The sequence below is a fragment of the Sphingomonas sanguinis genome, assembly GCF_019297835.1.
Lineage (GTDB): Bacteria > Pseudomonadota > Alphaproteobacteria > Sphingomonadales > Sphingomonadaceae > Sphingomonas > Sphingomonas sanguinis_D.
The window spans coordinates 1,228,275-1,242,123 of the sequence record NZ_CP079203.1 but is presented as its reverse complement, the minus strand read 5'-3'; the positions used below and the strand labels follow the sequence as shown (position 1 = coordinate 1,242,123).

The window sequence follows — 13,849 nt, the reverse complement described above, 5'->3', positions numbered from 1 at the left end:
GGGTTAAGGGGATGCGAGTTTTGCACCCCGGCAATCGATCCGCTATCGCACCGGCTTTGATGTGAGGGACATGATATGAGCTGCGCGCATGGCGACCCGGAGGACGGCGACCTGATCGGTCAGGACGGCAAGATCGTCGTGCCCGATCATGTCGCCGACGCCATCCGCACGCTGATCGCCTGGGCGGGGGACGACCCCATGCGCGAGGGGCTGGTCGACACGCCCAAGCGCGTCGCGCGCGCCTGGGCCGAATATTGCGCAGGCTATGGCGACGACCCTGCCGTCCACCTGTCGCGGGTGTTCGAGGAAGTGGGCGGCTATGACGAGATCGTGCTGCTGAAGGACATTCCGTTCCAGTCCCACTGCGAGCATCACATGGCCCCGATCATCGGGCGCGCGCATATCGCGTACCTGCCGCGCAACCATGTCGTCGGCATCTCCAAGCTCGCGCGCGTGCTGCATGGCTTTGCCCGCCGGTTGCAGGTGCAGGAGCGACTGACCGCCGAGGTGGCTGACTGTATCTGGGAAAACCTGAAGCCGCTGGGCGTCGCGGTGGTGATCGAGGCGACGCATGGCTGCATGACCTCGCGCGGGGTGCGCACGCCGGGCGTGTCGATGGTGACGAGCCGGATGATGGGCGTGTTCCGCGACGACGATCGCAGCCGCAAGGAAGTCCTGTCGCTGATGGGCCTGGGCGGATGACACGCCGCACCGTGCTGGTGACCGGAGCGGCCAAAAGGCTGGGCGCGAGCATCGCCCGGCGGCTGGCGGCGGACGGGCATCAGTCGGTGATCCATTATAACGGCTCGGGCGAGGCGGCGGCGGCGCTGGCAGCGGAGCTGGGCGCGCCGATGGTGCAGGGTGACCTTTCGCGGATCGACGAGATCGACGCCCTGTTCGCCCAGGCACGGGCGGCGGTGGGTGGGCCCATCGACGGGCTGGTCAACAGCGCCTCGGCCTTCGAGTTCGACCGGCCGCCGGACACGGATGCGGGTCTGATGGCGAAGCTCTACGCGATCAACGCCGCCGCACCCGCCTTGCTCGCTTCGGCGCTGGCGCGGCAGGATGACGTGACGGATGGCGCGGTGGTCGATATCCTCGACCAGAAGCTGGCGAACCCGAATCCCGATTTCTTCGCCTATAGCTGCGCCAAATTCGCGCTGGCGGGGGCGAACACAATGCTGGCGCAAGGACTGGGGCCCCGCATCGCGGTGAACGCGGTCGCACCGGGCCTGACCCTGCAAAGCGGCGACCAGAGCGACGAAGAGTTCGTGGCGGCGGCGACCAAGAACCTGCTCGCCCGCCCGATCCGCGCGGAGGCGGTGGCGGAGGCAGTGTCCTTCCTGCTGACCGCGCGCGGGATCAGGGGACAGACGCTCTATGTCGATTGCGGCCAGCGCTTCTGCCGCCGCGACGGCGATGTGATGTTCGAGGGACGAGGATGAGCGCGACCTATACCATCCTGCTCGACGATATGAGCGTGGCGATGCGGCTGGGCATCCATCCGCACGAAACCGAGCCGCAGCCGGTCAGCCTGTCCGTCGCGATGACCATAACCTACCCATCCGCCCCCCGCGCCGACCGGATCGAGGAGGTGCTGGACTATGATTTCCTGCGAGAGGGGCTTTTGGCGATGGCGGGCGGTCCCGGCTTCGCACTTCAGGAGAGCCTTTGCGAGGCGGTGGCGGCCTTGTGTCTGGCTGATCCCCGTGTGGTCTCGGTGAAGGTGCGCTCGACCAAGACCGGCATCTATCCTGATGCGCGCGTGGGCTGCGAGATCGAACGGTCGCGCTGAGCCGGGCGTCGATGTCACGATAATATCACGCGACTGTCATCAATCTGTTGCGGAAGGGACCGCACCCGTCCTAAGTCGCCGCCGCAAACAGGGCGGAACATCATGGCGATCAAGTCGATACCCCAGCGGGCCGGTACCGGGATCGCCGCCGCGATGATGCTGGCAAGCTGCCCGGCACCCGCCGCCGCCCAGACCGTACAGGAATTGCAGCGTCAGATCGACGAGCTGAAGGCGCAGATTAAGGCGCTGACCGATGCGCAGAAGGGAGCGCCCGCCGCCACGGTGCCGATGGCCGCCGTGCCCCAGCTTGCTGCCTCGACCGCCACCCCGTCTTCGCCCCCGCCGCCGACCGCACCCCAGCGCGTCGCGGCGGTCGCCAAGCCGCCCTCGGCCCGCGCCCCCTGGTATGAGCGGATGCGCCTGCGCGGCTATACGCAGTTGCGTTACAATGGGGTGCTCGACGCCCAGGATGCGCCGGGAGAGACCGGATCGCGGCTGCGCTCGGTCCATGACGCCTCGATCAACGACGATGGCGGCTTCCTGCTGCGGCGTGTCCGGCTGGTGTTGCAGGGGGATATCACCGATCGGCTGCAGCTCTATTTCCAGCATGATTTCGGCGCGGCGGTGAACAATCAGTCGAGCACCGAGCGGCGCGAGAATTTCGGGCAGCTGCGCGACGTCTATGTCGACTGGTTCCTCGACCCCGAGCGCCGCCTGCGTCTGCGCTTCGGCCAGTCCAAGGTGCCGTTCGGCTGGGAGAATCTGCAAAGCTCGTCCAACCGCCTGCCGCTCGACCGGTCCGATGCGATCAACAGCGGCGTGCCCGGCGAGCGCGATGTCGGGGTTAACGTCTATTACACCCCGGCGCCGGTCCAGGCGATCTGGGACCGGCTGACCAAGAACAAGCAGAAGCTGTTCGGCAATTACGGCGCGTTCGGGCTGGCCGTCTATAACGGCCAGGGCACCAACCGGACCGAGCGCAACGACAGCCTGATGAAGGTCGCCATGGCCACCTGGCCCTTCGCGCTCGACGGGCTGGGGCCGGTGTTCGAGGGGCAGGTGCTGGAGCTGGGTGGATCGATGATCCTCAACCGTTTCCGCCCCGAATTGCGTAGCGGCATCAGCCCGGTCGAATATCGCGACGACCGGGTCGGCTTCCACGCGATCCTCTATCCGCAGCCCTTCGGTATCCAGACCGAATGGACGACCGGCTGGGGACCGCAATATGACATGGCCTTGCGTTCGGTCCGCAGCCAGCGGCTTGGCGGCGGCTATGTCCAGCTGATGACCGACCTCGGCCGGACCCCGATCGGCCGCGCCATCCCTTATGCGCGGTGGCAGCGCTATCGCGGCGGCTGGAAGGCCAATGTCGATGCGCCCCGCCTGGAAACCGACGAGTGGGAACTGGGCACGGAAATTCAGCTGGTCGACGCACTGGAACTGACGCTGGCCTATGCTCGGATGGAGCGGCGCGAGGCGGATTCGCGGCGAACGGGCCGGGCCACGGGCGATTTGATCCGAACCCAGCTGCAATTCACTTACTGAGGCCTAATCGCCACGCTTGGTGGTGGAGAAGTCGATCCGGATACGGACCCATTCGCCGATCATTTCCTTGCCGTTGATGCGCGGCGCGCGGACGCGGAATTGCCATGCGGCCTCGCGCATCGCGCGACCCAGCCCGGAGCCGACAGGGGACTCGCCCAGGATCTGGCAATTTTCGACGCGGTAGTCGGGAATGGTACGACACGCGATCAACGCCCAGCCGCCATCGGGGGCGGGGCCGCGCAGATAGCCGCTCAACTCGGCATTGCTCGGGCGGCGCGGGAACCATTCGGCATTGTAGAGCCGCCGACCGCCCGGCCCTTCGCCGGGGCCATAGGCGGATGCGCTGTCCTCGCCCCGGTCGTCGCCCTTGCTCGACCCGACGCCCTTGCCTTCGCCCTTGGGTAACGCGGCGATGTCGCCTGCGTCGAACAGCGACTTGTCCCCCCATTGCCACGGCGTCGGCGTGGAGGTGTCGGCCTTCTTCTCGGGCTGCGGGACAGGAGTGTCCGCGCGCTTCTCCGAGACCGGGGCCTTGGAGCCGCCGGCCGCCGCGGGCTTGCGCGTCGCGGTGCGGGTCTTGGGCACCGGCGCACCCGACTCCTTGTCGTCCGGCGACACGGAGAAGGTGTTGAGCGCCGAAGATTTCTCCGGGTCGATCAGCTTGGGCGCCAGATGGAACAGCAGCCATGCCAGCAACAGGTGCGCCAGCACGGTGAGCGTGATCGACGCCCCCCGCTCGCGCAGCTTTTCGCGGTAGCGTTCGGGAATGAACGCCCAGCGTGACGGAGGGGCGGCGACGCTCATGATGCCGACGCCCCTCCATCTGCGACCTCGCCCTTCCGGGTCAGAAAAAACGACGCTCCGATGACCCGCATGGCGCGTCGTCTTAGCCGAGAAGGACGGGGCGCATCACGCCCGATTGGCGGCGGAGAGCACCGCCCGGACGCTGGCGGTGGCGATGTCGGTGTCCAGCCCCACGCCAAACACGATCCGGCCATCCGGGGTGCGCGCCTCGACATAGGCGGCGGCCTGGGCGTCGGCACCGTGACCGATGGCATGTTCGTTATAGTCAATCACTTCGAGGTTCGGACCTGTCGTGTCGGCCAGCGCTGCGATCACGCTGGAGATCAGGCCGTTGCCACGGCCCGAGATCGAACGCTCCTCGCCATCCACCTGCACGCGGCCGATAAAGGTCCGCTGCCCCGTTGAGCCGCTTTCCTCATAGTCGCGCAGCACGAAACGGTCGCCCTCGCGCGGCAGATAGGTCGCCTCGAACCCGCCCCAGATATCGGCGGCGTTCAACTCGCGGCTGGTGGCGTCGGCCATCGCCTGGACATGGCGGCTGAAATCGGCCTGGAGCCGCTTGGGCAGCTTCAGCCCCTTGTCCTGCTCGATCACCCAGGCGACGCCGCCCTTGCCCGACTGCGAATTGACGCGGATCACGGCTTCGTAGGAACGGCCCAGATCGGCGGGGTCGATGGGGAGGTATGGAACTTCCCACAGATCGTCGTTGCGCGCCGCTTGTGCCGCAAAACCCTTCTTGATCGCATCCTGATGGCTGCCTGAAAAGGCGGTGAAGACCAGATCGCCCGCATAGGGCGTGCGCGGGTGGACGGGCAAGTTGGTGCAGTAATTGACCGTGTTCACCACCTCGTCGATGTCCGACAGGTCGAGCTTGGGGTCGACCCCTTGCGTGTACATGTTGAGCGCGACGGTCACGAGATCGCAATTGCCGGTCCGCTCGCCATTGCCCAGCAGGCAGCCCTCGACCCGGTCTGCCCCCGCCATCACGCCCAGTTCGGCGGCGGCGACACCGGTCCCCCGGTCGTTATGCGTGTGCAGCGAGATCACCACCGAGTCGCGGTTCGGGATGTTGCGGCCGAACCATTCGATCTGGTCGGCATAGACATTAGGCGTCGCGCACTCGACCGTGGCGGGCAGGTTCAGGATCAGCGGATGGTCGGGCGTGGGCTTGAGCACGTCCATGACGGCGGCGCAGACCTCGACCGAGAAATCCAGTTCGGCGGTCGAGAAGGTCTCGGGGCTGTATTCGAAGAACCAGTCGGTGTTGGGACGCTTGGCCGCTTCGTCGCGCAGGATCTTCGCGCCCTCGACCGCGATCTTGCGGACCTCGTCACGGGTCATGCCGAACACGATCTTGCGCCAGGCCGGGCTGACCGCGTTGTAGAGATGGACGATCGCGGTGCGTGCGCCCTCCAGGCTTTCGAAGCTGCGCTCGATCAGGTCGCGGCGCGACTGGGTCAGGACCTGGATCGTCACGTCGTCGGGGATGCGATCGTCCCGGATCAGGCCGGAGATGAAATCGAACTCGGTCGCGCCCGCGCTGGGGAAGCCGACCTCGATCTCCTTCAGCCCGACCTTGACCAGCAGGTCGAACATCCGCGTCTTCTTTTCCGCATCCATCGGGTCGATCAGCGCCTGATTGCCGTCGCGAAGATCGGTCGACAGCCAGCGCGGCGCCTTCGTGATTGTGCGGTTCGGCCATTGCCGGTCGGGCAGGGCGATGGTCGGGAAGGGGCGGTACTTGGTCGAAGGATCGCGGAGCATGATCGTCGGTCTTCCAATAGTCTCGGCCGCGTCTGGCCTGTCACGCGGCGGGGATAAGGCTTATCGGTTCATTCAGCCCTTAGGGAAGTCGCGCATGGCCACGCCGATCCTCCCCTAAGGGCGGATAAGTCGAAGCGAACGAAGCAGCAGCGCGGCGATCATGATGGACGGGTTCATGCCGCGTCGGCGGGGCCTTGTCCATATCGAGATTGATGACGGCCGGTGGCTTGGCGCCGTCATGAAGCTGCGCCGACGAAAAAAGGCGGGGCCGCGCGGACGACCCCGCCTTTCGCGGATGGGAGAGGATAAGGGACGTTACTGCGCGGTGAAGGCGGCGTTGATGGTCAGGTCGACCTCGTCACCCACCACCGGGACATAGGCGCCGACGCCGAAGTCCGAACGCTTGATCTTGCCGGTCGCGCGGAAGCCGATGTTCAGCTTCTTCGACATCGGGTTGGTCCCTGCGCCGAAGAAGGTCGCGTTCAGCGTCACCGGCTTGGTCTGGTCCTTGATGGTCAGGTTGCCGGTGATGACGGCCTTTGTGCCCATGACCTTCACGCCGGTCGAGACGAAGCGCGCGGTCGGATAGGTGGCGGCGTCGAAAAAGTCCTTCGACTTCAGATGGTTGGCGAAGGGGGCGGCGGTGACCGAGAGATCGTTGATTTTGAAGGTCACGTCGACCTTGGCGGCCTGAGGGCGGGCGGGATCGATGGTCAGCGTGCCTTCCGATGCGCCGAACTGCCCCTCGAGCATCGAGAAGCCCATATGGTTGAGCGACCAAGTGACCTGGGTGTGGGCGGGGTCGACGGCATAAGTGCCCGCGACGACGCGCGAGGCGACGGCGGCACCGGGCGTGCCGGTCTGCGCGATGGCGGGCGCGGCGATGGTGGCGAGCGCCAGAGCGGCGGGAAGGACGAAACGCATGGGTAGACTCCCTGTTGAACGGTGGCCTTTTTGAGCCGTGCGGTTAACGCGCGTCAAAGGCCAAGGTCGCAACGATGCGTTTCTAGGTTGGTCTCTGCGAGGCCTCTTTCCCTCCCCCATCCCCTCCCGCCTGCGGGAGGGGCGTGCTTGCGGCTGCGGCAAGGGTTTAACTAACTTTGCAACTCGGTGATAGGTTGCGATTGTGCGTATGGGCAGCCCAGCAACGCACCCCTCCCGCAAGCGGGAGGGGATGGGGGAGGGCAAGGTGTCTCACCGAGCCCACCCCTAGCGATAATTCAGTTTTTCGCCTTATCCACCAGCTTGTTCGCCCCGATCCACGGCATCATCGCGCGCAGTTCGCTGCCGACCTGTTCGATCGGGTGGCGCTTGGCGGCGATGCGGCTGGCCTTCAGTTCGGGCTGGCCGGCGCGGTTGTCGAGCACGAAGTCCTTCACGAAGCGGCCCGACTGGATGTCGGCGAGCACGCGCTTCATTTCCTTCTTGGTCTCTTCGGTGATGATGCGCGGGCCGGTCTTGATGTCGCCATATTCGGCGGTGTTCGAGATCGAGTAGCGCATGTTGGCGATGCCGCCCTCATACATCAGGTCGACGATCAGCTTCAGTTCGTGAAGGCACTCGAAATAGGCCATTTCGGGGGCGTAGCCCGCCTCGACCAGCGTCTCGAAGCCCGCCTGGACCAGCGCGGTCGCGCCGCCGCACAGCACGGCCTGCTCGCCGAACAGATCGGTTTCGCACTCTTCACGGAAGTTCGTCTCGATGATGCCCGAGCGACCGCCGCCGACGCCGCTGGCATAGGCCAGCGCGACGTCATGCGCGTTACCGCTGGCGTCCTGATGGATCGCGATCAGGCAGGGCACGCCGCCGCCGCGCACATATTCGCTGCGCACGGTATGGCCGGGGCCCTTGGGGGCGATCATGATGACGTCGATGTCCGCGGGCGGCTCGATCAGGCCGAAATGCACGTTCAGGCCGTGGGCGAAGGCGAGCGCTGCGCCGGGCTTCATATTGCCCTTCAGATCGGCGTCATAGATCGCGGCCTGATGCTCGTCGGGGGCCAGGATCATCAGGATGTCGGCCCAGCCGGCCGCTTCCTTGTTCGACAGGACCTTGAAGCCCGCCGCTTCCGCCTTGGCGGCCGAGGCCGAACCGGGGCGCAGCGCGATCGCGACATTCTTGACGCCCGAATCGCGCAGGTTCTGCGCATGGGCGTGGCCCTGCGAGCCGTAACCCAGGATGGCGATGTTCTTCTCGGAGATCAGGTTCAGATCGGCGTCGCGATCGTAATACACACGCATTTCAACTTCCCTTTCGAAATGGCTGGGCCGCTTGGGGCCTCATGAAAGACTGAAAAACTGGAGGGGGTGGCCTCAGGCCGCTTCAGCGCCGCGCGAGATGGCGGCGATGCCGGTGCGGGCGACCTCGACGAGGCCGACTTCGCCCATCAGTTCGACGAACTTGTCGATCTTGGCGATGCCGCCGGTGACTTCGAACACGAAGCTGGAGATCGTCGCGTCGACCACGCGGGCGCGGTAGACTTCGGCGAGGCGCAGCGCCTCGATCCGGCGGTCGCCGGTGCCCGACACCTTCACCAGCGCCAGCTCGCGTTCGACATGGTCGCCCAGCACGGTCAGGTCGGCGACCTTGTGGACGGGGACCAGCCGGTCGAGCTGGGCGATGATCTGCTCCATCACCGGCGGCGAGGCGCTGGTGACGATGGTGATGCGGCTGACGGCCTTGTCGGCGGTGATCTCCGACACGGTCAGGCTTTCGATGTTATAGCCGCGCGCGGTGAACAGACCCGCGATCCGCGCGAGAATGCCCGGTTCGTTGTCGACGATCACCGCCAGCGTGTGGCGTTCCACCTGTTCGGTCTTGATGTGCATTCCAAAATTCCTCCCCGGTACGGGGAGGGGGACCATGCGGAGCATGGTGGAGGGGGTTCTCCACTCATGCTGTCCTACGCGGTGATCCCCCTCCACCGTGCCGCTTCGCGTCACGGTCCCCCTCCCCGCGGGCGGGGAGGAGCTTCAAGGTCAAACCAGCGCCTTTGCCTCGTCGTCCATGGTGCCCGATACCTCATTGGCCTGCAGGATCATGTCGGTATGCGCCGCGCCGCTCGGGATCATCGGGAAGCAGTTGGCCAGCTTGGCCACGCGGCAGTCGACGATCACCGGCCCGTCATGGTCCAGCATCGCGGCGATGCCGTCCTCCAGCTCGTGCCGATGTTCGATCAATATGCCCTTCCAGCCATAGGCTTCACCCAGCTTCACGAAATCGGGCAAGCTGTCCGAATAGCTCTCGGCATAGCGGCTCTCATAGGTCAGTTCCTGCCACTGGCGGACCATGCCCATATATTCGTTGTTCAGGATAAAGATCTTGACCGGCAGGCGATATTGGGTCGCCGTCGCCAGTTCCTGGATGTTCATCTGGATCGAGGCTTCACCGGCGATGTCGATGACCAGCGCACCCGGATTGCCCAGCTGCGCACCGATCGCGGCGGGCAGGCCGTAACCCATGGTGCCCAGACCACCCGACGTCAGCCACTTATTGGGCTTTTCGAAGCCGAAATGCTGGGCGGCCCACATCTGGTGCTGGCCGACCTCGGTGGTGATGATCGGCTGGCGTGCCTTGGTCGCGTCGTAGAGCGCGCGGATCGCGCGTTGCGGCATGATCACGTCGCCCGCCTCGGGGAAGGAGAGACAGCCGACCGCACGCCAGCCCGCGATGCGGCGCTGCCATTCGGTCGTGTCGGGCTTGGGATGCTGGCGCGACTTCCAGATGCGCACCGCATCCTCCAGCGCGTGGCCGACATCGGCGATGATGGCCAGGTCGACGCGGACATTCTTGTTCACGCTCGACCGGTCGATATCGACATGGACCTTGCGGCTGTTCGGGCTGAACGCGTCCAAGCGCCCGGTCACACGGTCGTCGAAGCGACTGCCCAGCGCGACCACGAGGTCGGCCTGGTTCATCGCCATATTGGCTTCGTAGGTGCCGTGCATCCCCAGCATGCCCAGCCATTGCGGGTCGCTGGCCGGGAAGGCGCCCAGGCCCATCAGGGTCGAGGTCACGGGCGCGCCGGTGATGCGGGCCAGTTCGCGCAGCAGTTGCGACGCGGCCGGACCCGAATTGATGATGCCGCCGCCGGTATAGAGGATCGGGCGTTCCGCCGCCGCCAGCATGTCGACCAGCTGTTCGATCTGGCTCTGGTCGGCCTTCACCTGCGGGCGATAGGTCTTGTGACGGATCGGGCCCGGCTTTTGATAGCGGGCGGTGGCGACCTGCACGTCCTTGGGAATGTCGATCACAACCGGGCCGGGGCGGCCCGAGGTCGCGATATGGAACGCCTCATGCACCACCTCGCCCAGGCGCGCGGGGTCCTTCACCAGGTAATTGTGCTTGGAGCAGTGGCGCGTGATGCCGACGGTATCGGCTTCCTGGAACGCGTCGGTGCCGATCAGCGCGGTCGGAACCTGGCCGGTGATGACCACCATCGGGATCGAATCGAGCAGCGCATCGGTGATGCCGGTGACCGCATTGGTCGCACCGGGGCCGGAGGTGACGAGCACCACGCCGGGCTTGCCGGTCGAGCGGGCATAGCCCTCCGCCGCATGGGTCGCCGCCTGTTCGTGGCGGACGAGAATGTGGCGGATGCGCTTCGATCGGAACATGGCGTCATAGATCGGCAGCACCGCACCACCCGGATAGCCGAAGACGACCTCCACGCCGAGATCGCACAGCGCCTCGACCAGGATATCGGCTCCGCTCTTCTCGGTCATCGTCTTCGTCCTTCTGCGTCCGTGCCCGCTGACGGGGCGTGTCGGGAATGGCGCGGCTACAAGTTTAAAAAGTGCGCGTCAACCGTCAATTGCGCAATAAAGTTTCTATTATGTTGCGTCGCACATTGGGAGCCGTGTCGGAAATCGCGGTCCAGCCGGGGCCGGGCTGGTGACGGAACCAGGTAAATTGCCTTTTGGCATAACGCCTTGTCGCGAGCGCGCCCGCAGCCTCCGCCTCGGCGCGGGTCATGGTGCCCGCCAGCAGCGCGGCGGCCTCCGGCACGCCGATCGCGCGGCGGATGGGGGCGTCGGCGGGCAGGTCGGGACGGGCGAGGAGTGCGGCGGCTTCGTCCAGTCCTTCATCCAGCATCTCGCCGAAACGCCGGTCGATCCGTGCGTTCAGCCAGTCGCGGTCGGGCAGCAGGATGACGGCGGAGAGGGCGATGCGGTTGCCGATGCCGCCCTCCTTGCGCGCCTGCCATTCGTGCAGCGGGCGGCCGGTCGAACGCACCACCTCCAGCGCGCGGGCAACGCGGGTGGTGTCGGCGGGGTTGAGCCGGGCGGCGGCGATGGGGTCCTCGTGCGATAGGGCATCATGCGCGTCCGAGACGGGCAGGGCACGAACCTCCGCGCGAATATCGGGATCGATCTCCGGCACCGGAGCGATCCCGTCGAGCAGAGTGCGCATATACAGGCCGGTGCCACCGACCAGGATGGGCAGCGATCCTGCTGCCACACTGTCGTCTATCGCTGCACTGGCCTCGGCGGCCCAGCGCGCCGCCGAATAGCCGGTGTCGGCGCCGTCGACATGGCCGAACAGCCGGTGCGGCGCCTGCGTCACTTCGTCGCACGAGGGGCGGGCGGTCAGGATCGACAGGTCCCGGTACACCTGCGCCGAATCGGCATTGATGATCGTGCCGCCAGTCGCCTTCGCCAGATCGAGCGCCAATGCGGACTTGCCGCTGGCGGTCGGCCCTGCGATGAGCGCGACATTCGGGAGAGCCATTGTGTTCATTGCGACCTACATAGCCGATCAGACCTTCGACGCCGCGATGCTTTCTGACGTCGCCTATGAATTCGATGGCGAATCGAGGGCGGGACGGCTGGTTTCGGGGGAGTGGCTGGACGAAGGCCGCGCGTTCGATCTGACGTTCCAACCCGCTGACGGCTTTTCGGCGAGCGTCTGCGCGGAACTCGCAAACGGCTTGAAGCAACGCGCCTGTGCGATCGCCAAGGGCGGATACGGACAGGACCTGACGCTTGATGTCATCGTCCAGCCTGCCGCCAATCGGGAAAAGCGCCTTCTGGTCGCCGACATGGATTCGACCATGATCACCGTCGAATGCATCGACGAACTGGCCGATTATGCCGGGATCAAGGAGCAGGTGGCCGAGGTCACCGAACGCGCCATGCGCGGCGAACTGGACTTCGCCGCTGCCCTCGACGCGCGGGTCGCGCTGCTCGAAGGGCTGGACGAGCACGTCATCGAACAATGCCTGGCCGAGCGGGTCAAACTGATGGCCGGGGCTCGCGCGCTGGTCCGCACGATGAAGGCGCGCGGCGGCCATGCGATCTTGGTGTCGGGCGGCTTCACCCGCTTCGCCGAGCCGGTCGCGGCCGAGATCGGTTTCGACCGTGCCATCGCCAATTACCTCGAGATCGCGCACGGCAAGCTGACCGGTACGGTGCGCAAGCCCATCGTCGGGTCGGACACCAAGGAAAAGACGCTGCTCGCCGCGCTGGACGAACTGGGCATCGATGCGGCGGACAGCATGGCGGTGGGCGACGGGGCCAACGATCTGGCGATGATCCGCCGGGCAGGCCTGGGCGTCGCATACCGCGCCAAGCCGATCGTCGCGGGCGCGGCGGCGGCGCGGATCGACCATGGCGACCTGACCACGCTGCTTTATGCGCAGGGCATTCCGAGCGCGGAGTGGGTGGTCGGTTAAAGGGCAGTCCAGTCATTCCTCCCCTTGTAAGGGAGGTGGCGCGCGTTAGCGCGTCGGAGGGGTGTCCCCCTCTCGATAGCGCGACCCCCCTCCGTCAGGCCTTCGGCCTGCCACCTCCCCTTACAGGGGAGGAATAGGCTCTATTACGGCGCGACCACCACGCAAGGCTGGCCCGAGCGGCTGCACGCGGTTTGCGCGGCGGCACGATTGGCATAGCCGCCTGCCTGAAGCCGGGTGACGCCGCCCGCCGTCACGAAATAGGGCTGCGCACCGCTGAGGCGCCCCCGCACTCGTTGCCAGAGCGCGTCGGCATTGCCGCGATCGCGGAAGGCGCCGAGTTGGATACGCCAGGGCCCGCTGGTTGAGCGAGCCGGGGTCGGCTTGGCGGGGCGCGGTGCGGGCGGCGGCGCAACGGGCTTGCGCCGGTCGATCAGGTCGGCCGCCTCCTCGCGAACCGGCGGCGTCTGGCTCGCGGGCGTGCCGGGTGCAGGATAGCTCGCGCCATAGCCCGACGTCGCCGGGCGTGACGGCGTGATCGGCACCGGCTGCACCGTCGGGCGGGGCTGCGCAGCGGTACGGACCGGCGTATCGGCGGCCTTGACCGGCGACGGTTCGGTGCCCACCGTCACCCGCTTCGGCGCGCTGGCGGCGGGAGCGGGCAGGGCGGCCAGGCGGGCGCGATATTGCTGGGCCAGCTCGACGCCGTGCTGGCGGTCGGGCGGAGTGATATACTGGTCCATCTGCGCCAGCGTCTGCGACGCGGCTTGCAGCCCCGCCTGCGACGCCAGCGTCATCAGCGCATAGGCGCGCGGATAGTCGCGGGGCACGCCGTCGCCGTTGAACAGCATCGTGCCCAGCACCAGCTGCGCGCGTGGTTCGCCATGCGCGACGGACTTTTCCAGCCAGGGGGCGGCCTCGGCCTTCTTGCCTGATTGAAACAGCGCGAGGCCGTAATTGTCGGCCGCCTGGACATGGCCCTGGACGGCGGCCTTGCGGAACCAGCTTTCGGCGAGCGCGGGGTCAAGCGGCACGCCGCGACCCAGCTTATAGGCCTGGGCCAGGTTGAACTGCGCATCGGCATCGCCCGCCACGGCGGGACCGCGCCATTCCTCGACTGCCTTGCGATAATCGCCCTGCGCCCAGGCATCGACCCCGGCCTTCACATCCGGGGCCGCCATGGCGGGCGTGGCGATCAGAGCGGCGGTGAGAAGCGTGGCGGGTAAGACCATGCTGCCGATCGGGAATCTGCGCATCATGTTTCGTCCTTC

General features: G+C 66.5%; 13 protein-coding genes. 5 read left to right on the top strand and 8 right to left on the bottom strand.

From position 1 onward, the window contains the following. The first annotated feature begins 75 nt into the window (after positions 1 to 75). The 4 genes from folE to KV697_RS05460 all read left to right on the top strand — a co-directional run bounded on the left by folE (position 76) and on the right by KV697_RS05460 (position 3,340). Positions 76 to 702: a GTP cyclohydrolase I FolE gene (gene folE / locus KV697_RS05475; protein WP_219020417.1), complete on the top strand. Its 627-nt coding sequence runs from the start codon at positions 76 to 78 to the stop codon at positions 700 to 702. Then, the gene (locus KV697_RS05470; RefSeq protein WP_219020416.1) at positions 699 to 1,445 is read left to right on the top strand and encodes an SDR family oxidoreductase; all 747 of its coding nucleotides are present in this window, start codon (positions 699 to 701) and stop codon (positions 1,443 to 1,445) included. Before folE ends, KV697_RS05470 begins: the two co-directional genes overlap by 4 nt. Next, complete coding sequence (locus KV697_RS05465) at positions 1,442 to 1,795, top strand: dihydroneopterin aldolase (RefSeq protein WP_219020415.1); 354 nt, start codon at positions 1,442 to 1,444, stop codon at positions 1,793 to 1,795. Before KV697_RS05470 ends, KV697_RS05465 begins: the two co-directional genes overlap by 4 nt. A 102-nt stretch (positions 1,796 to 1,897) precedes the next feature. Beyond that, positions 1,898 to 3,340, top strand: coding sequence for a porin (locus KV697_RS05460; protein WP_219020414.1), 1,443 nt, complete (start codon positions 1,898 to 1,900; stop codon positions 3,338 to 3,340). Between the two features lie 3 nt (positions 3,341 to 3,343). Here KV697_RS05460 and KV697_RS05455 read toward each other — a convergent pair whose 3' ends face one another. The 7 genes from KV697_RS05455 to miaA all read right to left on the bottom strand — a co-directional run bounded on the left by KV697_RS05455 (position 3,344) and on the right by miaA (position 11,647). Beyond that, positions 3,344 to 4,144 carry a hypothetical protein gene (locus tag KV697_RS05455; protein WP_219020413.1) on the bottom strand — a complete coding sequence of 267 codons (801 nt, stop codon included), beginning with the start codon at positions 4,142 to 4,144 and terminating at the stop codon, positions 3,344 to 3,346. Positions 4,145 to 4,249: 105 nt separating this feature from the next. Next, positions 4,250 to 5,908, bottom strand: coding sequence for a 2-isopropylmalate synthase (leuA, locus tag KV697_RS05450; protein WP_219020412.1), 1,659 nt, complete (start codon positions 5,906 to 5,908; stop codon positions 4,250 to 4,252). 315 nt (positions 5,909 to 6,223) lie between these two features. Further along, on the bottom strand, positions 6,224 to 6,832 hold the full coding sequence (locus KV697_RS05445; RefSeq protein ID WP_219020411.1) for a YceI family protein: 609 nt from the start codon (positions 6,830 to 6,832) through the stop codon (positions 6,224 to 6,226). 296 nt (positions 6,833 to 7,128) lie between these two features. Then, positions 7,129 to 8,148, bottom strand: coding sequence for a ketol-acid reductoisomerase (gene ilvC / locus KV697_RS05440; protein ID WP_056434154.1), 1,020 nt, complete (start codon positions 8,146 to 8,148; stop codon positions 7,129 to 7,131). A gap of 72 nt (positions 8,149 to 8,220) precedes the next feature. Beyond that, the gene (ilvN, locus tag KV697_RS05435; RefSeq protein ID WP_056434153.1) at positions 8,221 to 8,736 is read right to left on the bottom strand and encodes an acetolactate synthase small subunit; all 516 of its coding nucleotides are present in this window, start codon (positions 8,734 to 8,736) and stop codon (positions 8,221 to 8,223) included. Between the two features lie 150 nt (positions 8,737 to 8,886). Next, positions 8,887 to 10,632: an acetolactate synthase 3 large subunit gene (locus KV697_RS05430; RefSeq protein WP_219020410.1), complete on the bottom strand. Its 1,746-nt coding sequence runs from the start codon at positions 10,630 to 10,632 to the stop codon at positions 8,887 to 8,889. Positions 10,633 to 10,717: 85 nt separating this feature from the next. After that, positions 10,718 to 11,647 carry a tRNA (adenosine(37)-N6)-dimethylallyltransferase MiaA gene (miaA, locus tag KV697_RS05425; RefSeq protein ID WP_219020409.1) on the bottom strand — a complete coding sequence of 310 codons (930 nt, stop codon included), beginning with the start codon at positions 11,645 to 11,647 and terminating at the stop codon, positions 10,718 to 10,720. Here miaA and serB point away from each other — a divergent pair. After that, on the top strand, positions 11,640 to 12,581 hold the full coding sequence (serB, locus tag KV697_RS05420; protein WP_374011391.1) for a phosphoserine phosphatase SerB: 942 nt from the start codon (positions 11,640 to 11,642) through the stop codon (positions 12,579 to 12,581). The genes miaA and serB overlap by 8 nt on opposite strands. 143 nt (positions 12,582 to 12,724) lie before the next feature. Here the strand turns inward: serB and KV697_RS05415 are convergent, their stop codons facing one another. Further along, positions 12,725 to 13,834 (bottom strand): SPOR domain-containing protein, encoded by a 1,110-nt coding sequence (locus tag KV697_RS05415; RefSeq protein WP_219021264.1) that lies wholly within the window; start codon positions 13,832 to 13,834, stop codon positions 12,725 to 12,727. Positions 13,835 to 13,849: the final 15 nt, after the last annotated feature.

What these genes read in the sequence shown, in the direction of transcription:
- folE (WP_219020417.1), top strand. Translation starts at nt 76, where the DNA reads ATGAGCTGCGCGCATGGCGACCCGGAGGACGGCGACCTGATCGGTCAG.
- KV697_RS05470 (WP_219020416.1), top strand. Translation starts at nt 699, where the DNA reads ATGACACGCCGCACCGTGCTGGTGACCGGAGCGGCCAAAAGGCTGGGC.
- KV697_RS05465 (WP_219020415.1), top strand. Translation starts at nt 1,442, where the DNA reads ATGAGCGCGACCTATACCATCCTGCTCGACGATATGAGCGTGGCGATG.
- KV697_RS05460 (WP_219020414.1), top strand. Translation starts at nt 1,898, where the DNA reads ATGGCGATCAAGTCGATACCCCAGCGGGCCGGTACCGGGATCGCCGCC.
- KV697_RS05455 (WP_219020413.1), bottom strand. Translation starts at nt 4,144, where the DNA reads ATGAGCGTCGCCGCCCCTCCGTCACGCTGGGCGTTCATTCCCGAACGC.
- leuA (WP_219020412.1), bottom strand. Translation starts at nt 5,908, where the DNA reads ATGCTCCGCGATCCTTCGACCAAGTACCGCCCCTTCCCGACCATCGCC.
- KV697_RS05445 (WP_219020411.1), bottom strand. Translation starts at nt 6,832, where the DNA reads ATGCGTTTCGTCCTTCCCGCCGCTCTGGCGCTCGCCACCATCGCCGCG.
- ilvC (WP_056434154.1), bottom strand. Translation starts at nt 8,148, where the DNA reads ATGCGTGTGTATTACGATCGCGACGCCGATCTGAACCTGATCTCCGAG.
- ilvN (WP_056434153.1), bottom strand. Translation starts at nt 8,736, where the DNA reads ATGCACATCAAGACCGAACAGGTGGAACGCCACACGCTGGCGGTGATC.
- KV697_RS05430 (WP_219020410.1), bottom strand. Translation starts at nt 10,632, where the DNA reads ATGACCGAGAAGAGCGGAGCCGATATCCTGGTCGAGGCGCTGTGCGAT.
- miaA (WP_219020409.1), bottom strand. Translation starts at nt 11,647, where the DNA reads ATGAACACAATGGCTCTCCCGAATGTCGCGCTCATCGCAGGGCCGACC.
- KV697_RS05415 (WP_219021264.1), bottom strand. Translation starts at nt 13,834, where the DNA reads ATGCGCAGATTCCCGATCGGCAGCATGGTCTTACCCGCCACGCTTCTC.